Genomic DNA, 23,632 nt, shown 5'->3' on the forward strand with positions numbered 1-23,632 from the left:
GAACATGAGCAAGCCCGTTGACAACGCCGTCAGCACCGTCCGTACGTACATCGAGACGCATCGCGCCGCCTTCCTCGACGACCTCGGTCGGTGGCTGCGCATCCCCTCGGTCTCGGCTCAGCCCGAGCACGCCGCGGACGTGGCACGCAGCGCCGACTGGCTCGCCGCCGAACTCCGGGAGACCGGCTTCCCGACCTGCGAGGTCTGGCCGACCGCGGGCGCCCCGGCCGTCTTCGCCGAGTGGCCCTCCGAGGACCCCGACGCCCCCACCGTCCTCGTCTACGGACACCACGACGTGCAGCCCGCCGCCCGCGAGGACGGCTGGGACACCGACCCCTTCGAGCCGGTGGTCCGGGGCAACCGCCTCCACGCGCGCGGGGCCGCGGACGACAAGGGCCAGGTGTTCTTCCACACACTCGGCGTCCGGGCCCACCTCGCCGCCACCGGGCGCACCACCCCGGCCGTGCACCTCAAGCTGCTGATCGAGGGCGAGGAGGAGTCCGGCTCCCCGCACTTCCGGGAACTCGTCGAGAAGAACGCGGGGCGGCTCGCCGCGGACGCCGTGATCGTCTCCGACACCGGCATGTGGTCCGAGGACACACCCACCGTCTGCACCGGTATGCGGGGCCTCGCCGAGTGCGAGATCGTCCTCCACGGACCCGAGCAGGACATCCACTCCGGATCCTTCGGCGGCGCCGTGCCCAACCCCGCCACCGCCGTCGCCCGGCTGGTCGCGGCCCTGCACGACGAGCACGCGCGCGTGGCCGTGCCGGGCTTCTACGACGGGGTCGCCGAACTCACCGAGCGCGAGCGCGAACTCTTCGCCGAACTGCCCTTCGACGAGGAGCGATGGCTGCGCACCGCCAGGTCGACGGCCACCCACGGAGAGGCCGGCCACACCACCCTGGAGCGCGTCTGGGCCCGCCCGACCGCCGAGGTCAACGGCATCGGCGGCGGCTATCAGGGCGCGGGCAGCAAGACGATCGTCCCGTCGTCGGCCATGGTCAAGCTCTCCTTCCGGCTCGTCGCCGGACAGGGCCCGGACCACATTGAGAAGGCCGTACGGGCCTGGGCGGCCGGGCAGGTGCCGAACGGCATCCGGCACGAGATCACGTTCGCCCCGTCCACCCGCCCCTGTCTGACCCCGCTCGACCACCCCGCCCTGCAGTCCGTCGTACGCGCCATGGGCCGGGCCTTCGAGCAGCCGGTCCGCTACACCCGCGAGGGCGGCTCGGGACCGGCGGCCGACCTCCAGGAAGTCCTCGGCGCCCCGGTGCTGTTCCTGGGCATCTCCGTTCCGTCCGACGGCTGGCACGCCCCCAACGAGAAGGTCGAACTCGACCTCCTCATGAAGGGCGTCGAGACGACCGCCTACCTGTGGGGCGACCTGGCCGAGAACTGGCGCGAGACGAACTGAACAAGCCGAACCGCCCCGACAGCGCACCACCGCACGCCCGCCCTGCCGAACCGCCCGTCGAGACAACCGTTCCACCGGGGGAGTTGGAAGCATCCGTGACCACCTGGACCGACCACAGCGCCGACCGTCCCATCTCGCTCACCGCCCCGAGCGGCATCGACCGGGCGGCCCACCACCGGCTCGACGAGGCCTGGCTCGCGGCCGCCTGGAGCCACCCCACGACCCGCGTCTTCGTGGTCTCCGGCGGTCAGGTGCTCATCGACGAGACGGCCGATGGCACCACCGAACTGCTCATGACGCCCTCCTTCGAGGCGCCTCTCACCGAGGCGCACCGCTACTTCCTGGGCACGGACGAGGACGGGGTGAGCTACTTCGCGCTCCAGAAGGACGCGCTTCCCGGCCGGATCGACCAGTCCGCGCGCCCGGCCGGCCTGCGTGAGGCGGGCCTGCTGCTGTCGCCGCGCGACGCGGGCCTGATGGTGCACGCGGTCGGCCTGGAGAACTGGCAGCGCACCCACCGCTTCTGCTCGCGCTGCGGCGAGCGCACCGTCATCGCCGCCGCCGGTCACATCCGCCGCTGCCCGGCCTGCGGCGCCGAGCACTACCCGCGCACCGACCCGGCCGTGATCATGGCCGTCACGGACGACGACGACCGCATCCTGCTCGGCCGGCAGGTGCACTGGCCCGAAGGCCGTTTCTCCACCCTCGCGGGCTTCGTCGAACCCGGCGAATCGATCGAGCAGTCGGTGCGCCGCGAGGTCTTCGAGGAGGCCGGCGTGACGGTCGGCGAGGTCGAGTACGTCGCCAGCCAGCCCTGGCCGTTCCCCTCCAGCCTCATGCTGGGCTTCCGGGCCCGCGCCACCTCGTCGGACATCGACGTCGACGGCGAGGAGATCGAGGAGGCCCGCTGGTTCTCCCGGGACGACCTGCGGGCCGCCTTCGACTCGGGGGAGGTCCTGCCTCCCTACGGGATCTCGATCGCGGCGCGCCTGATCGAGCTCTGGTACGGCAAGCCCCTGCCGACCAGGGGGAACACCGCCTGAGAGGGCCCCTGACATGACGGTGCCCCTCCGGCGAGCTCGCCGGAGGGGCATGGCCGTGCGCGCGGGAGGTCAGGCCGTGAGGGCCTGCTTCACCTGGGCGAGGCTCGGGTTCGTCATGACGACCTCGGCACCACCGGCGCCGGAGACGATCCGGACGGTCGGAACCGTCTGGTTGCCGCCGTTCGCCTTCTCGACGAACGCCGCGGACTGCGGGTCCTGCTCGATGTTGATCTCGGTGTACGCGATGCCCTCACGGTCCATCTGGCTCTTGAGGCGGCGGCAGTAGCCGCACCACGTGGTGCTGTACATCGTCACAGTGCCCTGCATGTCTCTTGCGCTCCTTCACGGCTCGGGTGCGTGGTCGCTGCAAGTGGAACGCAGGCCACCCGGTCACCATTCCCGCGGGGGGTATCGGGGACGTCCACCGTGACGTGACGCTCACCGCAGCCCCGTCGCACCCGCGTCGCACCGCAGGTGGGACGCCCGGGGCGGGGGAGGGGTGGGCCTGGGGCGGGACACCGGCCCCCTGGCCGAAACACGACCCGGCGCAGGCGGCCGAGGTGACGCTCGCCGCATTCGTACGACTGCGGCCGCCTCCCTGTGGACAACCGGCTCACCCGCCTCCACCGACCTGGCAGCATGGCTGTGTGACAGCAGCAACGCACTCCCCCCTCTTCCCGCAGGTTCCGGACACGGCCGACGCGGTGCTCGACGGGCTCGACCCCGAGCAGCGCGCGGTCGCCACCGCCCTGCACGGTCCGGTGTGCGTGCTGGCGGGAGCCGGCACGGGCAAGACCCGGGCGATCACCCACCGCATCGCCTACGGAGTGCGCGCGGGGATCCTCCAGCCGTCCAGCGTGCTCGCGGTCACCTTCACCAACCGGGCCGCCGGAGAGATGCGCGGACGGCTGCGCCAGCTCGGCGCCGGAGGCGTCCAGGCCCGGACCTTCCACTCCGCGGCGCTGCGCCAGCTCCAGTATTTCTGGCCGAAAGCCGTCGGCGGCTCACTGCCCCGGCTGGTGGACCGCAAGATCCAGCTCGTCGCGGACGCGGCGGCCGCCTGCCGCATCCGCCTCGACCGGGGAGAGCTGCGGGACGTCACCGGCGAGATCGAGTGGTGCAAGGTCACCCAGACCATCCCCGCCGACTACGCCGCCGCCGCAGCCCGCGCCGGCCGCGAGGCCCCCCGGGACCCGGCCGAGACCGCCAAGATCTACGCGGCGTACGAGGACCTCAAGCGCGACCGCGCGGTCATCGACTTCGAGGACGTCCTGCTGCTCACGGTCGCCATCCTGCAGGACCGGCACGACATCGCCGACCAGGTCCGCTCGCAGTACCAGCACTTCGTGGTCGACGAGTACCAGGACGTCAGCCCGCTCCAGCAGCGCCTCCTGGAACTGTGGCTCGGCGAGCGGGACAGTCTCTGCGTGGTGGGCGACGCCAGCCAGACGATCTACTCGTTCACGGGTGCAACCCCGGACCACCTTCTCGACTTCCGCACCCGCCATCCCGGAGCCACCGTCGTCAAGCTCGTCCGCGACTACCGCTCCTCGCCCCAGGTCGTCCACCTGGCCAACGGACTGCTCTCGCAGGCCCGTGGCCGGGCCGCCGAGCACCGTCTGGAACTGATCTCCCAGCGGCCCCCCGGGGCCGAGCCCGTCTACGCCGAGTACACGGACGAGCCCGCCGAGGCCGAGGGCGCCGCCCGCCGCATCCGCGACCTCATCGCCTCGGGCGTCCCGGCGGCCGAGATCGCGATCCTGTTCCGCACGAACTCCCAGTCAGAGACCTACGAGCAGGCCCTCGCCGACGCCGGCGTGCCCTACCAGCTCCGCGGCGCCGAGCGGTTCTTCGACCGCCCCGAGGTGCGCAAGGCGGGCGCGGCCCTGCGCGCCGCGGCCCGTTTCGGCGGAAACGACTCGCTCCTCGACGATGCCGTCGACCTGCCCTCGCAGGTCCGGGCGGTGCTCTCGGGCGAGGGCTGGACCGGCACGCCGCCGGCGGGCTCCGGCGCGGTCCGGGAGCGCTGGGAGTCCCTGGCCGCCCTGGTGAACCTCGCGCAGGACTTCGCGACCGCCAAGCCCGGCGCGACACTCGGCGACCTGGTGGCCGAGCTCGACGAACGCGCCGGCGCCCAGCACGCCCCGACCGTCCAGGGCGTCACCCTCGCCTCGCTGCACTCCGCCAAGGGACTGGAGTGGGACGTCGTCTTCCTGGTGGGGGTCGCCGAGGGAATGATGCCGATCACCTACGCAAAGACCGACGAGCAGATCGAGGAGGAGCGCCGCCTGCTCTACGTCGGTGTCACCCGCGCCAGAGAGCACCTCTTCGTCTCCTGGGCGCTCGCCCGCTCGCCCGGAGGCCGCGCGGGCCGGCGTCCCAGCCGGTTCCTCGACGGACTGCGCCCCGGTTCCGTCGCCACCTCGGGCGGTCGCGCCGGCGCCGCCCAGGGCGGCATCGAGCGCGGCGCCGCGAGAGGCGGCGTCACCGCCGCGCGGCGAACGAGCCGCAGCCCCGCGCGCTGCCGGGTCTGCGGTCGCACGCTCACCGACGCCGGTGAGATGAAGCTGATGCGCTGCGACGACTGCCCCTCCGACATGGACGAGGGTCTCTACGAGCGGCTGCGCGAGTGGCGCGCGGTGCAGGCGGAGCGCAGCGGGCAGCCCGCGTTCTGCGTCTTCACCGACAGGACGCTGATGGCGATCGCGGAGACCGCGCCGGACGAGGAGGGCGAGCTCGCCCGGATCCCCGGGGTCGGTGTCCGCAAACTCAACCGCTTCGGAGCCGATGTTCTGGCCATCTGCGCAGGTCGGGAGGTCGGGGAGCACGGTGAGGGCAACTGATTGAAACTCGTCGAGAAAATAGTTTGCGCATGCCCCAGCAATCCCCATAGGTTCTTAACCACGGCAGCAGCGGCCTTCTCGAAGGCCCTGGTTCCGTGCTGTACTTAATAACCGTCGGACCGGTTCGCGCCGGTCCCCCAAGACGCCGAGAGGAGGCGATTCCAGTGATCAGCATCGACACCAGCTCCATCTACACCGTGAAAATGACCGATCCCTCGGTCGTCGTCTCCATGTGCTCGCTCGGCGTCTCGAACCTGGGCACCGGTCTGTCCGGCATCAGTGCCGTCCGGCCGGCGTCCTCCCTGTCTCTCGCGGGTCTTCCCATCCGTGAGCGCAATGAGCGACCGACCCAGGCACTGGAAGCGGCAGTAGTGGCAGAGGCGCATGCCTATGCCTTTGCGGCAGCCGGTGCCGGATCCCTGAAGCAGACGCAGCAGCACCACACGATGTGGGCCTTCCGTGGGCCTGAACCCTGGAGTGATCCAGCCTGATTCACCATCAGGCCGGCGCCTTCAGGGCCGCGGAACCCCACCCGGGATCCGCGGCCCTTCTGTTTGTCCCCGACCGGGGACGACGGAGCGAAGGGGCCTCGGGACAAGAAAAGAACCCGGTACCAGCCGCCAACCGGCCGACCCAGGCCGGCACGACCAGACGAGGAAGACGAACCGTGCAACTCGAAGCGCACGCCCCGTCAGTACCGCCTTCCGAAACGATCCCCCCGCCCGGCCTCACGGAGGACTCCACCTTGATCCCCCTCACCGCGCTCACCGCGCTCGACGACGCCATCGAGAACCTCGGCGTACCCGTCCCCTGCCGTTCCTACGACCCGGAGGTCTTCTTCGCCGAGTCGCCGGCCGACGTCGAGTACGCCAAGTCTCTCTGCCGCACCTGCCCGCTGATGGAGGCCTGCCTCGCCGGCGCCAAGGAGCGGCGTGAGCCCTGGGGCGTCTGGGGTGGCGAGCTCTTCGTCCAGGGTGTCGTCGTGGCCCGCAAGCGGCCGCGTGGCCGCCCGCGCAAGAACCCGGTCGCGGCATGAACATCCGAGGAACGATCGACCGCCCCCTGACGCACGACCCCAAGAAGCAGGCCCCGATGAAGCCGTCCACGAGCGAGCCCGCAGGCTCCGCGATTCCAGACTTCACCATCACCGGCGCGAACGACTCGCGTCAGAACAGGACCCGAGAGATGCAACTCATCCCAGAAGCCCTGGCTCGTGCGCATATGCACGAGCAACTGCACCAGGCCGAGCGGGAACGTCAGGCCGTGCGCCTGGCGACCGCTCGCCGCATGCAGCGCCGGGCCGAGCGCGCTTCGATGCGCGCCCGGCGCGCGCTGGCCATGGCGGTCATGCAGTAATCGACGCCCGACGTCGTAGCAGCCGTTGCAGTCGCAGCACGCGCAGGTGAGAAGTGGCGGGGGCCGGTCCGAGGGGACCGGCCCCCGCGGTGCGTTGCACCGCGCGAACCGCGGGCCGCGGCGATATCGTCGCCCGGTGACGAGTCTTCCCGAAGACAGTGACAGCAGCGGCCCCGCACCGGAGTCCGACGCGGACGAGGCCGAGAAGATCGTGTGCGCCCAGTGCGGCACCACGGCTCAGGGCCCCCGGCCGACGTGGACCTGTTCCGTCGAGAACGGCACCCGCCTCTACTTCTGCGACACCTGCGCCCGCAGCAACCTCAGAGCGATCGAGGGGCGTCTCGACTCGGCCTGGTGGTAGCCCGCCCGACGGACTCCCCACCCCTCGGGCCGGGCCCGGGGGCGCGGCCTCACGCCTCGGCGGCCGACACCTCTTCGCCCAACTCCTCGTCCTCCAGCTCCTCCTCCGGCACGAACCCCGGCAGCCACTCCTCCAGTTCGTCGCGCAGCCGGACCGTCGCGCCCAGCTGGCACAGGACCCCTATCGTGCTGAGGGTCACCCGGTGTATGAGGAGATAGGCGGGCGGCAGGTTCAACTGCCTGCCCAACTGGTGGGCGGGAGAGCGCGGGTCGGCGACGCGGGCGGCCTGGTTGCGCATCCAGCTCCGGGTGAAGGTGAACTCGTCCGCCTCGGCCGGTTCGATGATCGGCAGGAGATAGTCCAGGACCGCGTCGGGTTCGAGGTCTATCGACTCCTTGACGAAGCCTTCCGAGCAGAGCAGTTCGTAGACCGACTCGGCGTCGCCGTCCAGGGTCATCCGCAGGGAATCGCCGATCGGCTGGGGCAGTCCGCCGGGAAGCCGGTCCACCGTGCCGAAGTCCAGGACGCCCAGCCGCCAGCCGCTGTCCCCGTCCGGCAGGAGACGGAAGTTGCCCGGGTGCGGATCGGCGTGCAGCAGACCCGTGCGGGCGGGGCCCGAGAAGAGGAAGCGGGCCAGCAGCTGGCCGGCACGGTCCCGCTGCTCGGGCGTGCCGTCGTTGATCACCTCCGACAGCGGCACCCCGTCGATCCACTCCGTCACCAGGACCTGCTCGCACTGGTGGACCACCGCGGGCACCAGCACGTCCGGGTCGTCCGCGAACTCCTCGGCGTGCGCCGCCTGGGCCTGCGCCTCCAGGCCGTAGTCGAGCTCCTCGGAGACCCGGTCGCGCAGCTCCGCGATGAGCGGCTTGATGTCCATTCCCGGGATCAGGGGACCCAGGAGCCGGGCGAAGCGGCTGAGTTGGGTCAGGTCGGACAGCAGGGCCTCGCCCGCCCCCGGATACTGCACCTTGACGGCGACTTCCCGGCCGTCGTGCCACACGGCCCGGTGCACCTGGCCGATCGACGCGGCCGCCGACGGCTTGTCCTCGAACTCCACGAACAGCTCGGCCCAGTCCGCGCCCAGCCGCTCCTCCAGCACGGAGTGGACCGTGCGCGTCGGCATGGGAGGCGCCGCTTCCTGGAGTTTCGTCAGCGCCGCACGATAGGGGCCCGCGATCTCCTCCGGCAGTGCCGACTCGAACACGGACAGTGCCTGCCCGAACTTCATCGCACCGCCCTTCAGCTCCCCGAGGACCTTGAAGAGCTGCTCGGCCGTGCGCTGCTGGAGCTCGCGGCCAACGATCTCCGCCGACTTCCCGCCGATCCGCTTTCCGAGCCCCCAGGTCGCCCGCCCGGCGAAGCCGAGTGGCAGCGCGGCCAGTTTGGCAGTCCGGGTGACCGCCTTCCGGGGAAGATCAGACATGCGCCCTCCAGATCCCAGCAAGCTGTGCCGCGTGCGGTTGTCGCCCTGCCATTGTCTCGTGCGCTTCGCCGTCCTCGGGGGTCCGCTCTCCAATTGTTCTCTTCGCGGTGCCGCAGGAGCAGGCGGGGTGCGCCTCGACCGGTTTCGCCCGCCAAGCGCAGCCGGGCAGCGAAGTCTCCCAGCGGGTCCCCGCACAGGACGGCGGATCTCCGTCCAGGAAGGCGAGCGCGTGGCTCGCCGCGAGTCCGGCGACCGCCGCGGCCAGGGCGAGATCACAGGCGGCCACCCGGCGCTGCCGCCCGGAGCGCCACTGCGCGACCAGGCGCGGCCAGACCGGATCCGCATCGGTGCGCCGCAGGTCGAGACAGCCCGCACAGCCGGTGTCACCCGGCAGGACCAGCGGCCCCACGACCCCGGTCGCCTCGACCACTCCCGCGTAGAGGTGGGGTGTACCCGAGACGATCAGGCCCTCGGCCGACGCGGGGTCCGGCGCGTGGACGGCGAGACCGTCCCGGGGAGCGAGGATCACGAGGGACAGCCCGCGCGCCTCCTCTCCCTCTCCTCTTCCCTCCCCGCCTCCGGCGACGGTGCGGGGCGGTCGGTCCGGGGCGGCCCGGCGCACCGCCCGCCGGGCCGCGTCCTCCCGGCGCTCGCCGATCGACTCGACGGGTAGGCCGCCCGGTGCCACGTCCCACGGCTCCACCCGGCCGAGGTCACGCACCTCGACCTCACCCACGCCGGCGCCCGCGAGGAGCGCGGCCAGCACGACTCCCACCCGGCCGGCGCCCAGCACCCGTACGCGCAGCCGGCGGCGGGCGGCCAGGCGCCCGACCGCCGCTCCCGGCTCGCGGGCGACGAGGGACAGGGAGGCGAGGTCCGGCCGCAGCCGGTCCATGACCCCCTGTTTGTCGCGCAGCGCGTCCGCGGCCGGACCGCCTCCGGTCGTGTCGTCCAGGAGGCCGGACCCGGCCAGCCGGTCCACCAGTCCGTCCACGTGGCCGTCGGGCAGCCCCATCGCGCGCGCCTGCTCACGCAGCAGCGGCAGTCCGCGTGTCCCGTCGAGCAGTTCGAGGAAACTGCCCGTCGCCGTGTCCATCGGGCCCAGCACCATCGCGTGCGCCGGTGTCATACCGAACTGCACGGTGTTGAGATCCCGCCAGCCGCGCCGCAGAGCGGGCTTCATGATCGGATGCATGACCTACCCCCGTAGACCCGTAGTACGTCCCCGTATGTCCGTGGTGCGCTCCCGCAGCGCGGACCGAGTGCCAGCATGCCCGTGCCCGCCGGACCCCGCCGAAAGTTGTCCACAGACGGCACCGTTCGTCGTACGAACCGGACGGGCAGGATGCGGATCGACATCGAACCGTCCCGGGGGCGGGACTTCCGCCACGTGCAGCAGGTAACGTCGGGGCGTGCCCGCCGACCCACCGCACAGCGCCGCGACATCACAGCGCAGCACGACGAGCCCGCCGCCGAGCGGTTCGGGGGCGAGCGCGATCGAGGTCCGCAGGAGCGCCCGACGGCGCAGAACGGTCTCCGCGTACCGCGAGGGCGACCGCACCGTCGTCCTCATCCCCGCCCGGATGTCCGAGGCGGAGGAGAAGCGCTGGGTGACCGTCATGCTCGACAAACTGGCCGCCCAGGAGAGCCGGCGGGTGCTCGGCGACAGCGAGCTGGCCGAACGCGCCGAGCGGCTGTCGGCCCACTACTTCGACGGCCGCGCCCGGCCGTCGTCGGTGCGCTGGGTCACCAACCAGAACACCCGCTGGGGCTCCTGCACCCCCGCCGAGGGCAGCATCCGTCTGTCGCACCGGCTGCAGGGCATGCCCGAGTACGTCGTCGACTACGTCCTGCTCCACGAGCTCGCCCATCTGCTCGTACCGGGCCACGGGCCCCGTTTCTGGCGGCTCCTGGAGGCGTACCCGCGCACCGAGCGCGCCCGCGGCTATCTCGAGGGCGTCGTCGCCGCGGACCGGCTGCCCCACCTCCCGGCGACACGCGAGGACTAGGGCCGGCACCGGGAGCCACCTGCGGCGGCACTCGGGGACCAGTGCCGTGGTACGGGGCGGCGGATCGTCCCGCCCGGAGTGCGATTGTGTACCGGGTCTGCACCGGCTTCGTCCACTTCCGGACTTTGCCGTTAGCCTGACGCGACGCACTCGTATTCGGGATGGGGGACGGTCGTTACGCATGGCCAGGGAATTCCAACGCGGCCACAAGGCCAAGATCAGTGACCTCACCGCGGGCACGGACCTGTACGTAGGCGTGCAGATCACCGGCCCCGGACTCACCTTCGACATCAGCTGCTTCGGCCTGGACGCCGACGAACGGCTCTCGGACGACCGGTACTTCGTCTTCTTCAATCAGCCGAAGTCCCCCGAGGAGTCCATCCAGCTGCTCGGCGCGCAGTCGGGCGACACGGAGTCCTTCCGGGTCACCCTCGACCGGATCCCGGCGCAGATCCAGAAGCTGTCGTTCACCGCGACGATCGACGGCGCCGGACAGATGTCGCAGATCGCGCCCGGATACCTGCGCGTCGTCGCGGGCGGCGAGGAGGTGGCCCGGTACGCGTTCAGCGGTGCCGAGTTCTCCACGGAACGCGCCGTGATGCTGGGCGACTTCTACCTCAAGGACGTCTGGCGCTTCGCCGCGGTGGGACAGGGCTTCGACGGCGGCCTCGACGCGCTGCTGAAGAACTTCGGCGGCGAGGTCGCCGAGGAGGAGCCGGCCGCGGCCCAGCAGCCGCAGCCCGGCGCCGCGCCGTCCTTCGCCCCGCCCGCCCAGAGCACCCCGGCGCCCGCGTTCGGCGCGCCGTCGGCGCCCGCTCCGGCGCCCGCCCCGCAAGGCTTCGCGCCGCCGCCCGGTGCCGCGCCGCACGCCCCCACGCCCGCTCCCGCGCCCTCGGTGCACGGCGCGCCGACGATCGTGGCGCCCCTGCACACCCCGCCGGGCGGCACCGTCCCGCCGCCGGGCCCCGCGCCGTACGGTCAGCCGCCCGGCCCGCCCCCCGGCTACGGCCAGCAGCCGCCCGGCCAGACGGCCCCCATGCCGCCCGGCTACGGCCAGCAGGCACCGACCGCGCCTCCCGGATACGGTCAGCAGCCGCCCGGTCCGCCGCCCGGCTACGGTCAGCAGCCGCCCTACGGCCAGATCCCGGGCCAGGCACCCGGGCAGTACCCGGGCCAGCCCGGCGCCCCGTCCCCTTACGGCGCACCCCAGGGCGCTCCGCAGGGCGGGGCCGGCGTGGCCGCCGCGCTGAGCGCCTTCAAGGAGACGCCCACCGGCCAGCGGTGGACCCCGCAGAACAAGAAGCTCATCCGTGTCGACCTTGGCATCGGCGGCCAAGCCGTACTGGCCCGCCAAGGCAGCATGGTGCTGTACCAGGGCAAGGTCGACTTCAGCTACAAGGGCGCCGGATTCGCCGGCCGGATCACGGGCAACGCCACCGGCCAGGAGATGCAGCTCATGCGCTGCACCGGCCAGGGCCAGGTGTTCTTCGCCGAGAACGCCACCCAGGTGCACCCCATCGAGCTCCAGGGGGACGCGATCTGCGTCTCCGCGGAGAACGTCCTCGCCTTCGACGAGTCCCTCCAGTACGAGGTCCGCCGCATCGAGGGCCATGGCATCCCCGGGGGCGCGCTGTTCACGATGCAGTTCCAGGGGACGGGCACCATCGTCGTCAAGACGCACGGCGCGCCCGTCGTCCTGCCGGTGACGCCCACGACGTTCGCCGACTGCAACGCCGTCGTCGCCTGGTCGGCCGCCGCACAGGTGATCGTCTCCAGCCAGGTGAGGATGCGCCGGAACGCCTACGCCGGCGACACCGGCGAGAGCGTGAACCTCCAGTTCCGTGCCGCGCCAGGCAATTTCGTCGTCGTCCAGCCGTACGAGGTCTGAGGGAGCCCGTCATGAACCAGCCACTCGCGGGCTTCGCCCCTGCACCCGTCACCGCGCGCATGGAGAACCACGGCAATCACATGCTGAAGGTCGCCATGCAGACCGGGAACGACCTCCTCGCGCGCGTGGGGTCGATGGTCGCCTACGAAGGGTTCGTCCAGTACGAGCCCAACCCGCCCGCCGTCCGCCAGATCGCCCGCGACTGGATGACCGGCGAGGGCGCCCCCCTCATGAAGTGCTCCGGCGACGGCCTGCTCTACCTCGCCGACTACGGGGCGAACGTCGTCGTCATCAACCTCAACGGTGACGCGATCTCCGTCAACGCGACCAATCTGCTCGCCTTCGACGCCCACCTCACCTGGGGAGTCGAGCGGGTCAAGGGGCTCGCCAAGTTCGCCGGACAGGGTCTGTGGAACACCAAGATCTCCGGTCAGGGCTGGGTGGCGCTGACCTCCCGCGGCAAGCCGATCGTCGTCGACTGCGGCGGCGGTGAGGACGAGACGTACGTCGACCCGGACGCGCTCGTCGCCTGGTCCCCGAACCTCAAGGTGAAGGGCAAGCGCAGCTTCAAGGCACAGTCGCTCATCGGACGCGGCAGCGGCGAGGCGTTCCAGATGGCGTTCTCCGGGCAGGGCATCGTCGTCGTCCAGCCCAGCGAGGACAGCACCGACCGCCTCCGAGTCCGGGGCTGAGGGGGAGCAGGACATCATGCAGAGCCCGCTTTTCGGCTACAACGAGCAGCAGACCCAGGACCGCTACAGCCTGCAGAACTCGCAGATGCTGCGCATCGTCCTGGAGGGTCACGACGACATCCTCGCCCGCAAGGGCACCATGGTCGCGTACCAGGGTCTGGTCGAGTTCGACGCCGAGTACCAGAACAGCAGCCAGCACCGCGCTCGCGCGCACACCGGCGAGGGCCTGGACCTGATGCGCTGCCACGGGCAGGGCACGGTCTACCTCGCCAACCTGGGCCAGCACGTCCACATCATCGATGTGGACCAGGACGGCCTGACCGTCGACAGCAGCTATGTGCTGGCGATGGACTCCGGACTCCACCACGAGGTCATCGCGGTGGACAGCCAGTACGGCATCTCGGGGTCCGGCAAGTACCAGCTCAACATCACCGGGCGCGGCAAGGTCGCGCTGGTGACCTCCGGGATGCCGCTGATGATGCAGGTCACCCCGGACAAGTACGTCAACTGCGACGCCGACGCGATCGTCGCGTGGTCCACCGGTCTGCGAGTGCAGATGCAGGCCCAGACGCACTCCTCGGGCGTGTGGCGGCGCCGCGGCAACACCGGTGAGGGCTGGGAGCTCAGCTTCATGGGCAGCGGTTACGCGCTCGTGCAGCCCAGTGAACTGCTGCCGCCGCAGAACGCGGTGATCGGCCAGGGCCTGCGCGCCCAGTACGGCATGGGGCAGCAGGGCGTCCACGCGCAGAACCAGGGCAACGTCTGGAGCTGACCGTTCGGCCCCAGTGGCCCACGACGGTCCGGTCAGCAGTACGTAAGGGGCGATCGCCATGGCGGTCGCCCCTTACCCGTCGGTGGCCCTCCCCGGTGGGGTGGCCCCTCTGGCCCTCCTCGGACGGTGGTCGTCCCGCTTCGGTGGCCGTCCCGCTTCGGTGGCAGTCCCGCTCCGGTGGCCGTCGCGGGGTCACAGCCTGGCGAGCGTCGCCTCCAGGAGTCGTACGACCGAGGTGTCGGCCGACTCGGCCACCTCGTCGTAGGCGAACCAGCGCAGGTCGATGGACTCGTCGCTGATCGCCGGGACGGCGCCGGCCGGGGCGAGCGCGGCGTACTGGACGTCCAGGTGCCAGTGGCACGGCGCCGGGATGGCGTGCCGGTCCAGGGTCACGGGGCCGCCCGGCAGCAGGGTCAGACCCGTGATGCCCGACTCCTCGTGCGCCTCGCGCAGGGCCGCCCTGGCCAGGGTCGCGTCCCCCGGCTCGCAGTGCCCGCCCATCTGCAGCCACATCCGGAGCTTGCGGTGCAGGGTCAGCAGGACACGGCCGCGCGACGCGTCGATCACCAGGGCGCTCGCCGTGAGGTGCCCGGCGTGGCAGGACTTCCACATCCCGTCCGGGTGCGCGGACAGGTGGTCCAGATAGATCTGGCGCAGCTCTTCCTGGTCCTCGTAGCTCTTCAGTACGAGGACCGCGTCGTCGTGCAGGCTCACTCGGTGCCGTCGCCCTTGCCGGAGTCGCCGTCGGAGTCGTCGGAGTCGTCGTGCTTCGTCAGGTCGGGCTTCTCGGCCTTGCCGCTCGCCGCCTCGCCGAGCATCTTGTCCAGCTCCGAGAAGTCCATGTGCTCGCGGTGCACGAAGCCGTCCGGGTCGTCCAGGTCGGACGCCGTCGGCAGCATGTCCGGGTGGGCCCACAGGCCGTCACGGCCGTCCACACCGCGCGCGTCGGTGAGCGAGGCCCACAGGCGCGAGGCGTCGCGCAGCCGGCGGGGGCGCAGCTCCAGACCGATCAGCGTGGCGAACGTCTGCTCGGCGGGACCGCCCGTGGCGCGGCGGCGGCGCAGCGTCTCGCGCAGCGCGTCGGCCGACGAGAGCCGCGGCTTGGCCGCCGAGTGCACGACCGCGTCCACCCAGCCCTCGACCAGCGCGAGCGCCGTCTCCAGGCGGGCCAGCGCGGCCTTCTGCTCCGGCGTGTCCTCCGGCTGGAACATGCCCTGCTGGAGTGCCTGCTGCAGCTCCTCGGGGTTCTGCGGGTCGAACTGGCCGACCACGTCCTCCAGCTTCGCGGTGTCGACCTTGATCCCGCGCGCGTATCCCTCGACGGCGCCGAACAGGTGCGAGCGCAGCCACGGCACGTGGGCGAAGAGACGCTGGTGGGCGGCCTCGCGCAGCGCGAGATACAGCCGCACCTCTTCCTGGGGGACGCTCAGGTCCTTGCCGAACGACTGGATGTTCAGCGGCAGCAGCGCGGCCTTGCCGACCGGGCCGAGCGGCAGACCGATGTCGGTCGAGCCGACGACCTCGCCCGCGAGCACGCCGACGGCCTGGCCGATCTGCGTACCGAACATGGCGCCGCCCATGGAGCGCATCATGCCGATCAGCGGGCCCGCCATGGCCTGCATCTCCTCGGGCAGCACGTCGCCCATGGCCGCGCCGACCCGCTCGGCGACCGGGTCGACGAGCTCCTTCCACACCGGCAGCGTGGCCTCGACCCACTCCGCCCGGCTCCAGGCCAGAGCGGAGGCGGCACCGGACGGCAGGGACGTCGCGTCGTCCAGCCACAGATCGGCCAGCCGGACGGCCTCCTCGACCGCGAGCCGCTCGGAGTGTCCGACGCTCGCGTCCTTGGTGCCGTCCGACGTGCCCTGGGCGACCGTCTGCCGGGCGATCTGCTTGGCCATGTCCCAGTTCACCGGGCCGCCCTCGTACGAGAGCATCTGTCCCAGTTGCTGGAACGCGGCGCCCAGGTCGTTGGGGTTCATCGAACCGAACATCGCTGCGAGCGGATTGTCGGCTCCGGGGCCGCCGGCTCCGGGCAGCCCGAAACCGAACGGTCCCTGACCACCACCGCTCTGCTGGTCCTTCTTCTTGCCCTCGTCGCCGTTCTCCGGCTCCTCCGGCGGAAGGCCGAATCCGAATGGGGTGTCACTCACGGGATTCCTCGGCTGGTAAGGCCGCCGGTTCGTTCCGACGGCGGCTGCCCACAACACCACCCAGCGTAGACACCTGAACCCGATCGGGCCTCGGTGCTTCGCCGACTCGTCGCCTGCGGCAGGATGGATGCCACCTGGTAGGGACGCGTCACACGCGTCCATTACTGAAGACAACCGCTGGAGACGCCCGGTGAGTTCCCCAGATCCGCAGGTTCGCGCAGCGCGAAACCACTCAACCAGCCCAGCCTCGCGCGGCCCCGTCGTCGCGGTCACCGGCGCGGCGGCCGGTGTGGGCGCGCTGCTCACCGAGCGGCTGGCCGCCAGTGACGAGATCAAGCGGGTCGTCGCCATCGACGAGCGGCGCGGCGACTGCGCCGACGCCCAGTGGCACATCCTGGACGTCCGGGACCCGGCGATCGCCGAGAAGCTGCGCGGAGCGGACGTCGTCGTCCATCTGGCGCTCGACCTCGACCTGGAGACCGACGCGGCGGCCCGGACGGCGTACAACGTCCGCGGTACGCAGACCGTGCTCACCGCCGCCGCGGCGGCCGGGGTCCACCGGGTCGTGCTGTGCACCTCGGCGATGGTCTACGGGGCGCTGCCCGACAACGAGCTGCCGCTGTCCGAGGACGCCGAGCTGCGGGCCACGGCCGAGGCGACGGGCGTCGGCGACCTGCTGGAGATCGAACGGCTCGCGCGCCGCGCGCCGCGCGCGCACCCCGGCCTGAACGTCACCGTCGTGCGGCCCGCGGTCCTCGTCGGCGGCGGCACGGACACCGCCCTGACCAGGTATTTCGAGTCTCCCCGGCTGCTAGTGGTGGCGGGGTCGAGGCCCGCCTGGCAGTTCTGCCACGTCGAGGACCTGTGTGCCGCGCTGGAGTACGCGGTCGTCGAGAAGGTCGAGGGCGAGCTGGCCGTCGGGTGCGACGGGTGGCTGGAGCAGGAGGAGGTGGAGGAGCTGAGCGGGATCCGGCGGATGGAGCTGCCGTCCGCGGTCGCGCTGGGCGCCGCCGCCCGGCTCCACCGCATCGGGCTGACGCCTTCGCCCGCCGGTGACCTGGCCTACACGATGTACCCCTGGGTGGTGAGCGGGAGCCGCCTGCACGACGCCGGGTGGCGGCCGCGCTGGACCAACGAGGAGGTCCTGGCGGAGCTGCTGGAGGAGGTCTCGGGGCGGCACACGGTGGCCGGCCGGCGGCTGGGACGCAAGGACGCGACCGCCGCGGGCGCTGCGGGTGCCACGGTGGCCCTCCTGGGTGCGGCGGCGGTGGTCCGCCGGGCGCGGAAGGCCCGCCGCAGGTTCTGAAACCGGCGCCGCGCCACTGCGGCAACCGGGTGAACGGCGACGGGGCGGCCGTCTCCGGCGGGCGCGGCGATCCGGGGCGACCGTCTCCGGTGGGCGCGGCGATTCTCGGCGGGGCGGTGATCCCCGGCAGGGCAGCGGTACCCGGCGGGGCAGCGATCTTGGGCCGGGCTGCGCGCGGACCCGAGCCGATCCGTTCCGCGCACCGGGGCCGCACCGGGGCCGCACCGGGGCCGCACCGGGCACATCGCGCTCCGCGCCGGGCGACGCCGGACCGCACCCGCTCCAGGGCTGACCTGGGCGTATCACGCTTCGCGCCGGGCGGCGCCGGACCGCACCCGAGATGAGGCGCATCTGCCGTACGGGCCCGGACGGTCGAAGGCGTACTGGAGGAGGCTCCAAGCGGTACGCGTGCGTGCCGGGTGAAAGCCGTATTCCGCGGGGTCGGCGGGGTGCGGCACGATGGGGGCATGGCACCTACCTATGACCACCCCGGTGAGCGGGCCGCGCAGGACCCGATCCGGCTGCTCGCGATCCGCGACGAACCGCTCTCCCTGGACGAGGTCTTCAAGGCGGTCGGGGACGACGCCGCCGGGGGTACCGCGTTGTTCGTGGGAACCGTACGCAATCACGACGGGGGCGCCGACGTCGACGAGCTCGGCTACTCGTCCCACCCCACCGCCGAGGCGGAGATGCGCCGCGTGGCGGAGAAGGTGGCCGCCACCTATCCGGTGCGGGCGCTGGCCGCCGTTCACCGGGTGGGCGACCTGCGGGTCGGGGAGCCGGCCGTGATCGTCGCCGTGTCGTGCCCGCACCGGGGCGAGGCCTTCGAGGCCTGCCGCATGCTCATCGACGACCTCAAGCACGAGGTGCCGATCTGGAAGCACCAGAGGTTCTCCGACGGCTCCCAGGAATGGGTCGGAGCCTGCTGAGACCGGCCGGAATCCCGGGGCATCCGGCACCCTCCGGAGGCCGCCGATCACTTTCCGCCGTCCGGTTGCGTAACCGGGGCCCTGCCGTGAGCGTTGACACTGCGGATGGTTAATCTGCTGATCAGTCAGTTGCGGTCGCTCATGGGGTTGGGAGGTCGACATGGCGGCGCTTGCCTGGTTGCTGATTCCGCTGATGGCCGCGATCGGTGCCGGTCTGTGGGGCAGTTGGGCCGGTCGGAATCGCAAGGCCGCGGGAGACGGCGTCGAGCTCGCGGGCTACACACGCTTCCGTGAGGCCATGGAGCGGACCGACGTCCGGGAGAAGTCCCACTCCGACGCGGTCTGAGGTCCACGGCGCGTCCCCGGTGCCCGCGCGACGCGTCCACGCGTTCGAGGGGAACCGCCGCGGACCCGGTCGGCAGGGAGCCCGGCCGCGCGGTCCCGAACCGCGCGGAACACGGCGGCGCGACGCCCGGAACACGGCTTTCACGCCTTTCGGACGCGTTCCGGACCCACCACGTACGGACGGCCCCGACGGTGCGCTTACACCACCGTCCCGTACTGTCGTTCCATGCCACGCCGCACCGCGACGATGCTCGCCTCCACTCTGATCCTGATCGCGCTCCTGTGCGCGGGAGTGTTCATCAAAGTGCCGTACTCGGAGATGTCACCGGGTCCCACGGTGAACACGCTGGGTGACCACGACGGTGAGCCGGTGCTGCAGATCTCGGGCCGCAAGACGTATCCGACGACCGGTCACCTGAACATGACCACGGTCAGGGTCACGAGCGCCGACTACAACATGAACCTCGTCGAGGCCGTGTACGGCTGGCTGGCGCACGACAGCAAGATCGTGCCGCACGACACGCTCTACCCGGACGGCAAGACCGAGCAGGAGTCGACCCAGGAGAACGCCGAGGAGTTCAGCCAGTCCCAGGAGAGCGCCAAGGTGTCCGCCCTGAAGGAACTGGGCATCCCGGTGAAGTCCTGGGTGATCGTCTCCACCGTCGTCAAGGGTTCCCCCTCCGAGGGACGGCTGCACGCCGGTGACGTCATCAAGGCCGTCGACGGCACGGCCGTGAAGGCGCCCGACGACGTCGCGAAGCTCGTCACCAAGCACAAGCCCGGCGAGAAGGCCGTGTTCACGATCGTGCCCGCCAAGGATCAGGCGGCCGCCACGAAGGAACACACGACGGCGACCGCGACCAAGGACGTGACGATCACCACGGCCAAGTCCGACGACGACGGCTCGGACCGCGCCATCGTCGGGATCTCGGCCGGGACCGACCACACGTTCCCGTTCACGATCGACATCAAGCTCGCCGACGTCGGCGGCCCGAGCGCGGGTCTGATGTTCTCGCTCGGCATCGTGGACAAGCTCACCCCGGGCAACCTCACCGGCGGCAAGTTCGTGGCCGGCACCGGCACCATCGACGACAACGGCAAGGTCGGCCCGATCGGCGGCATCGACATGAAGACGGTCGGCGCGCGGAACAAGGGCGCCCAGTACTTCCTGACGCCCAAGGACAACTGCGCCGAGGCGGCCAAGGACACCCCCGACGGGCTCAGGCTCGTCAAGGTCGACACCCTCGACGACGCGATGAAGGCCCTCAAGGACATCAGCGCGGGCCGGACCTCCGACCTGCCCACGTGCAGCACCAAGGGCTGACCCACCCCGCTCGTCCGTGGCCGGGGGCGCCCCACGATGCGTGGGGCGCCCCCGGCCACGTCCGTGCGCGGGTCAGTCCGCGAACGTCGCCGACAGCGCCTCCGCGAGGCCCGGTACGAGGCCCGCGCCCGTCAGGACCTCCGTCGCCGCGTCCTTCTCGCGCAGCCGCAGCGCCGAGTCGCGGGTGCCGTCGCGCAGGACACCGACCGTCATGCGCACCTCCTGGCGGTCCGGGTGTGCGGCGACCCACTGGGTGAGCTTCTTGCCGCTCAGGCCCTCCGGGACCGAGCTCTCCGCGGACGGCGGCAGCATCAGCCGCTCGACGGTGAGGGCGCAGCCCACGACGGCGTCGGGCCAGGCGATGGTGCCGAGGAACTCGTCCAGCGGCTTGCCGGCGGGGATCTCCTCCTGCTCGACGGGGGTGAGACCGGTGGTCTCCTGTTCGTGCTCCAGGCCGAGCTGAGCGGCCAGGCCGGGTTCCTGGGACCGCAGCCGTGCGGTGTCTACGAGGGCGAAGAGGCGGGCGGGCTGGTCCCAGCCGAGGCCGGAGGCGTACTCGTCGATCTCGAGTACGGCCCGGGTCAGGGGGCTCGCTGCCATGGGAGTGTTGGACATGGTCACAATCCTGCCTCGTTCGTGACCTGAATCGGGAACCGAGTAAAGCGTGAGTAAGTTGCATAGATGAGGCTCCCCGATCACGGAGCCTTGCTGACGGTCCACCGACATGGGGGCCTGACGGAATCGACAGCGACTTCGAGGTGCGCACCTTGGCTTTCCAGATGCCGGACCGCGGCGGAGGCCCGACGGGGCCACGGATCAGCATGGGCCGGCCGTCCCGGCGTGTCCGGACCCTGCTCATGACACTGGGCGTGCTGGCCGTACTGGCCATGGCCTTCGTCATGTTCGCGGGGTTCTGGACGGACTGGCTCTGGTACCGCTCGGTCCACTATTCGTCGGTCTTCACCACGACACTGTGGACCAAGATCGGGCTCTTCTTCGTCTTCGGGCTGCTGATGGCGGCCGCCGTGGGCTTCAACATCTGGCTGGCGCACCGGCTGCGCCCGCCGCTGAGCGCCATGTCGATGGAGCAGCAGAGCCTCGACCGGTACCGCATGGGCATCGCGCCCTACAAGCGGTGGCTGCTGCTCGCGATCACGTCCCTGGTGGGGCTGATCGCCGGCGCGTCCGCCTCGGGCCAGTGGCGCACGTGGCTGATGTGGGTGAACGGAGTTCCCTTCGACCAGAAGGACCCCCAGTTCCACCTCGACGTCTCGTTCTACGCCTTCGACCTGCCCTGGTACCGCTTCCTGCTCGGCTTCGGCTTCGCCGCCGCCGTGCTCTCCCTGATCGCCGCCGCGCTCACGCACTACCTGTACGGCGGTCTGCGGATCACCAGCCCCGGAGCACGTGCCACGGCGGCGGCCACCGGACACCTCTCGGTGCTCCTCGGCGTCTTCGTCGCCCTGAAGGCGGTCGCCTACTGGCTCGACCGGTACGGGCTCGCGGTGAAGTCCAGTGACTTCAAGGCGACCGGCAACTGGACGGGCCTGCGGTACGTCGACGCGAACGCGTACCTGCCCGCCAAGACGATCCTGTTCTGCATCGCGGTCATCTGCGCGCTGCTCTTCTTCGCGACGCTGTGGCGGCGCACCTGGCAGCTCCCTGTGATCGGCTTCGGCCTCATGGTGCTGTCGGCGGTCCTCATCGGCGGTCTGTACCCCGCGATAGTCCAGAAGTTCCAGGTCGAGCCGAACGAGCAGGCCAAGGAAGCGCCGTACGTCGAGAAGAACCTCAAGGCGACCCGCGACGCGTACGGGATCGCCGGCACCGACGTGCAGGACTACGCCGGGGCGAGCGACACCAAGGACAAGGCCGAGCTCCGTGACGACGCGGACACCGTCGCGAGCATCCGCCTGATGGACCCGAACATCGTGTCGCCCACGTTCCAGCAGCTCCAGCAGGTGCGGAACTACTACGGCTTCCCGTCGAACCTGGACGTCGACCGGTACAGCACGAACGGCAAGGAGCAGGACACCGTCATCGGTCTGCGCGAGCTGAACCTGGCGGGCATTCCGAAGAGCAACTGGATCAACGACCACTTCCGTTACACGCACGGATACGGCGTCGTCGCGGCCAAGGGCACCACGGCCGACAGCGAGGGCCGCCCGGTCTTCACCGAGTACAACCTGCCGTCCAAGGGCGACCTCGGCACGTACGAGCAGCAGATCTACTACGGCGAGAAGACCACCCAGTACTCGATCGTCGGCGGTCCCCAGAAGGAGATCGACTACTCCGACGACAACGGTGAGAAGACGACCAGCTACAAGGGCAAGAGCGGCGTCAGCCTCGCGAGTCCGGTCAACCGGGCCGCGTACGCGGTGGCGTTCGGCGAGCCGCAGATCCTGTACTCCGGCGCGATCGGCGAGGGTTCGCGGATCCTGTACAACCGCACGCCCAAGGAGCGGGTCGAGGCGGTCGCCCCCTGGCTGACCATCGACGGCGACGCCTACCCGGCGGTCGTCGACGGGAAGATCCAGTGGATCGTCGACGCGTACACCACCACCAACGGCTATCCGTACGCCTCGCGCACCACGCTCGGCGACACCACGGCGGACTCGCTGACGGCGGCCAACAACCAGCGCGCGGTGGTGGCCCAGCAGAACCAGGTCAACTACATCCGCAACTCGGTGAAGGCGACCGTCGACGCCTACACGGGCGCGGTCAAGCTCTACCAGTGGGACACCAAGGACCCGGTCCTGAAGACCTGGATGAAGGCGTTCCCGAACACGGTGGAGTCGAAGAACTCGATCTCACCGGAGCTCGAGGCCCATCTGCGGTACCCGCAGGACCTGTTCAAGGTCCAGCGCGAACTGCTCACCCGCTACCACGTGAAGGACGCCCAGACGTTCCTGAGCGGCAGCGAGGTGTGGCAGGTCCCGGACGACCCGACCAACAAGTCGGGCAGCGCGATGCCCCCGTACTACCTGAGCATGAAACTGCCGGGGCAGTCGTCGCAGGCGTTCTCGCTGACGACGACGATGACGCCGAACGGCCGCGACAACCTGAGCGCCTTCGTGTCGGTCAACGCCGAGGCGGGGACACCCGATTACGGCAAGATCAGCATTCTGAAACTGCCGACCGGCAGAACCGTCGACGGACCCAAGCGGGTGCAGAGCCAGTTCAACTCCGAGCCGTCCATCGCCGAGTCCATCAGGCTCCTCAGAGGCGGCGACTCGGAAGTCGAGTACGGCAACCTGCTGACCGTCCCGCTGGACGGCGGACTGCTCTACGTGGAACCGGTCTACGTCCGCGGCGGCGACCTCAAGTACCCGCTGCTGCGCAAGGTGTTGGTGACCTACGGAGGCAGCACCGCCTTCGAGGACACCCTGGACCAGGCGCTCAACAAGGTCTTCGGGGCGGAGAGTTCGACCCAGCCGCCGGAAGAGACCACGAAGCCGCCCACGTCGAGCAACCCGACGGTCCAGGCCGCGCTCGCCGACGCCCAGAAGGCCTTCGACCAGGGCCAGGAAGCTCTCAAGAAGGGCGACTGGAAGGCGTACGGCGAGGCGCAGAAGGACCTCGAGGACGCGCTGCAGCGGGCGGAGGACGCGCAGGCCAAGGCGGACAAGACGGCCGGCACGTCCGGTGCGGACAAGTCGGCCGACAAGGGCACGGACAAGAGCGCCGGTGCCGGCGGCAGTCCGAGTCCGAGCAGCAGCCCGAGCAGTGAGAAGAGCTCGGGAAGCGACTGATCAAAAGCCCGTCCCG

Annotated in this window: 22 protein-coding genes; 16 read left to right on the forward strand and 6 right to left on the reverse strand. The window is 71.0% G+C overall.

Features of this window, described 5'->3' with window-relative positions; translation table 11 throughout:
* Positions 1 to 4: 4 nt before the first annotated feature.
* Positions 5 to 1,417, forward strand: a complete 1,413-nt coding sequence (locus tag ACFYYF_RS08475; protein WP_388772687.1) for a dipeptidase — start codon at positions 5 to 7, stop codon at positions 1,415 to 1,417.
* Between the two features lie 95 nt (positions 1,418 to 1,512).
* Positions 1,513 to 2,460, forward strand: a complete 948-nt coding sequence (nudC, locus tag ACFYYF_RS08480; RefSeq protein ID WP_388772690.1) for an NAD(+) diphosphatase — start codon at positions 1,513 to 1,515, stop codon at positions 2,458 to 2,460.
* A 69-nt stretch (positions 2,461 to 2,529) separates the two neighbouring features.
* On the opposite strand, the gene ACFYYF_RS08485 is transcribed toward nudC, so the two are convergent.
* Positions 2,530 to 2,787: a mycoredoxin gene (locus tag ACFYYF_RS08485; protein ID WP_361690229.1), complete on the reverse strand. Its 258-nt coding sequence runs from the start codon at positions 2,785 to 2,787 to the stop codon at positions 2,530 to 2,532.
* 233 nt (positions 2,788 to 3,020) lie between these two features.
* On the opposite strand from ACFYYF_RS08485, the gene ACFYYF_RS08490 reads away from it, so the two are divergent.
* The 5 genes from ACFYYF_RS08490 (at position 3,021) to ACFYYF_RS08510 (ending at position 7,020) form a co-directional block, all read left to right on the forward strand.
* Complete coding sequence (locus ACFYYF_RS08490) at positions 3,021 to 5,303, forward strand: ATP-dependent DNA helicase UvrD2 (RefSeq protein ID WP_388772693.1); 2,283 nt, start codon at positions 3,021 to 3,023, stop codon at positions 5,301 to 5,303.
* A gap of 164 nt (positions 5,304 to 5,467) precedes the next feature.
* On the forward strand, positions 5,468 to 5,794 hold the full coding sequence (locus ACFYYF_RS08495; protein WP_361690221.1) for a hypothetical protein: 327 nt from the start codon (positions 5,468 to 5,470) through the stop codon (positions 5,792 to 5,794).
* Positions 5,795 to 5,970: 176 nt separating this feature from the next.
* The gene (locus ACFYYF_RS08500; protein WP_028802016.1) at positions 5,971 to 6,339 is read left to right on the forward strand and encodes a WhiB family transcriptional regulator; all 369 of its coding nucleotides are present in this window, start codon (positions 5,971 to 5,973) and stop codon (positions 6,337 to 6,339) included.
* Positions 6,336 to 6,659, forward strand: a complete 324-nt coding sequence (locus ACFYYF_RS08505) for a hypothetical protein (RefSeq protein WP_361690218.1) — start codon at positions 6,336 to 6,338, stop codon at positions 6,657 to 6,659. The genes ACFYYF_RS08500 and ACFYYF_RS08505 overlap by 4 nt, the downstream gene beginning before the upstream one ends.
* Positions 6,660 to 6,795: 136 nt before the next feature.
* Positions 6,796 to 7,020: a hypothetical protein gene (locus tag ACFYYF_RS08510; protein ID WP_388772697.1), complete on the forward strand. Its 225-nt coding sequence runs from the start codon at positions 6,796 to 6,798 to the stop codon at positions 7,018 to 7,020.
* Between the two features lie 49 nt (positions 7,021 to 7,069).
* Here the strand turns inward: ACFYYF_RS08510 and ACFYYF_RS08515 are convergent, their stop codons facing one another.
* Both ACFYYF_RS08515 and ACFYYF_RS08520 read right to left on the reverse strand, forming a co-directional pair.
* Entirely contained in the window at positions 7,070 to 8,446 is a 1,377-nt protein-coding gene (locus ACFYYF_RS08515) for an ABC1 kinase family protein (RefSeq protein WP_388772699.1), read from the reverse strand.
* A complete protein-coding gene (locus ACFYYF_RS08520) occupies positions 8,439 to 9,641 on the reverse strand; it encodes a TOMM precursor leader peptide-binding protein (protein WP_388772702.1) in 1,203 nt (400 codons plus the stop codon). Before ACFYYF_RS08520 ends, ACFYYF_RS08515 begins: the two co-directional genes overlap by 8 nt.
* A gap of 217 nt (positions 9,642 to 9,858) precedes the next feature.
* On the opposite strand from ACFYYF_RS08520, the gene ACFYYF_RS08525 reads away from it, so the two are divergent.
* From ACFYYF_RS08525 to ACFYYF_RS08540, 4 genes are all read left to right on the forward strand, one after another.
* Positions 9,859 to 10,455 (forward strand): M48 family metallopeptidase, encoded by a 597-nt coding sequence (locus ACFYYF_RS08525; RefSeq protein ID WP_361690209.1) that lies wholly within the window; start codon positions 9,859 to 9,861, stop codon positions 10,453 to 10,455.
* Positions 10,456 to 10,636: 181 nt separating this feature from the next.
* Positions 10,637 to 12,343, forward strand: a complete 1,707-nt coding sequence (locus tag ACFYYF_RS08530; protein ID WP_388772705.1) for a TerD family protein — start codon at positions 10,637 to 10,639, stop codon at positions 12,341 to 12,343.
* An 11-nt stretch (positions 12,344 to 12,354) separates the two neighbouring features.
* Complete coding sequence (locus ACFYYF_RS08535; RefSeq protein ID WP_103548048.1) at positions 12,355 to 13,035, forward strand: AIM24 family protein; 681 nt, start codon at positions 12,355 to 12,357, stop codon at positions 13,033 to 13,035.
* A gap of 16 nt (positions 13,036 to 13,051) precedes the next feature.
* Positions 13,052 to 13,807: an AIM24 family protein gene (locus tag ACFYYF_RS08540; RefSeq protein ID WP_361690203.1), complete on the forward strand. Its 756-nt coding sequence runs from the start codon at positions 13,052 to 13,054 to the stop codon at positions 13,805 to 13,807.
* A gap of 192 nt (positions 13,808 to 13,999) precedes the next feature.
* On the opposite strand, the gene ACFYYF_RS08545 is transcribed toward ACFYYF_RS08540, so the two are convergent.
* Positions 14,000 to 14,521, reverse strand: a complete 522-nt coding sequence (locus tag ACFYYF_RS08545) for an NUDIX hydrolase (RefSeq protein ID WP_388772708.1) — start codon at positions 14,519 to 14,521, stop codon at positions 14,000 to 14,002.
* Positions 14,518 to 15,960, reverse strand: coding sequence for a zinc-dependent metalloprotease (locus tag ACFYYF_RS08550; protein WP_388772711.1), 1,443 nt, complete (start codon positions 15,958 to 15,960; stop codon positions 14,518 to 14,520). Before ACFYYF_RS08550 ends, ACFYYF_RS08545 begins: the two co-directional genes overlap by 4 nt.
* Positions 15,961 to 16,150: 190 nt before the next feature.
* On the opposite strand from ACFYYF_RS08550, the gene ACFYYF_RS08555 reads away from it, so the two are divergent.
* The 4 genes from ACFYYF_RS08555 to ACFYYF_RS08570 all read left to right on the forward strand — a co-directional run bounded on the left by ACFYYF_RS08555 (position 16,151) and on the right by ACFYYF_RS08570 (position 19,864).
* On the forward strand, positions 16,151 to 17,266 hold the full coding sequence (locus ACFYYF_RS08555) for an SDR family oxidoreductase (RefSeq protein WP_361690195.1): 1,116 nt from the start codon (positions 16,151 to 16,153) through the stop codon (positions 17,264 to 17,266).
* A gap of 467 nt (positions 17,267 to 17,733) precedes the next feature.
* Complete coding sequence (locus tag ACFYYF_RS08560) at positions 17,734 to 18,195, forward strand: molybdenum cofactor biosynthesis protein MoaE (RefSeq protein WP_361690192.1); 462 nt, start codon at positions 17,734 to 17,736, stop codon at positions 18,193 to 18,195.
* A gap of 160 nt (positions 18,196 to 18,355) precedes the next feature.
* Positions 18,356 to 18,541, forward strand: a complete 186-nt coding sequence (locus ACFYYF_RS08565) for a hypothetical protein (protein WP_355763908.1) — start codon at positions 18,356 to 18,358, stop codon at positions 18,539 to 18,541.
* Positions 18,542 to 18,766: 225 nt separating this feature from the next.
* Positions 18,767 to 19,864: a PDZ domain-containing protein gene (locus ACFYYF_RS08570; protein ID WP_388772715.1), complete on the forward strand. Its 1,098-nt coding sequence runs from the start codon at positions 18,767 to 18,769 to the stop codon at positions 19,862 to 19,864.
* A 72-nt stretch (positions 19,865 to 19,936) separates the two neighbouring features.
* On the opposite strand, the gene ACFYYF_RS08575 is transcribed toward ACFYYF_RS08570, so the two are convergent.
* On the reverse strand, positions 19,937 to 20,479 hold the full coding sequence (locus ACFYYF_RS08575; protein ID WP_355775701.1) for a PPA1309 family protein: 543 nt from the start codon (positions 20,477 to 20,479) through the stop codon (positions 19,937 to 19,939).
* Positions 20,480 to 20,643: 164 nt separating this feature from the next.
* Between ACFYYF_RS08575 and ACFYYF_RS08580 the strand changes: the two genes are divergently transcribed.
* Positions 20,644 to 23,616, forward strand: a complete 2,973-nt coding sequence (locus ACFYYF_RS08580) for a UPF0182 family protein (protein ID WP_388772992.1) — start codon at positions 20,644 to 20,646, stop codon at positions 23,614 to 23,616.
* Positions 23,617 to 23,632 lie beyond the last annotated feature (16 nt).

Source organism: Streptomyces sp. NPDC001914 (assembly GCF_042891215.1).
Lineage (GTDB): Bacteria > Actinomycetota > Actinomycetes > Streptomycetales > Streptomycetaceae > Streptomyces.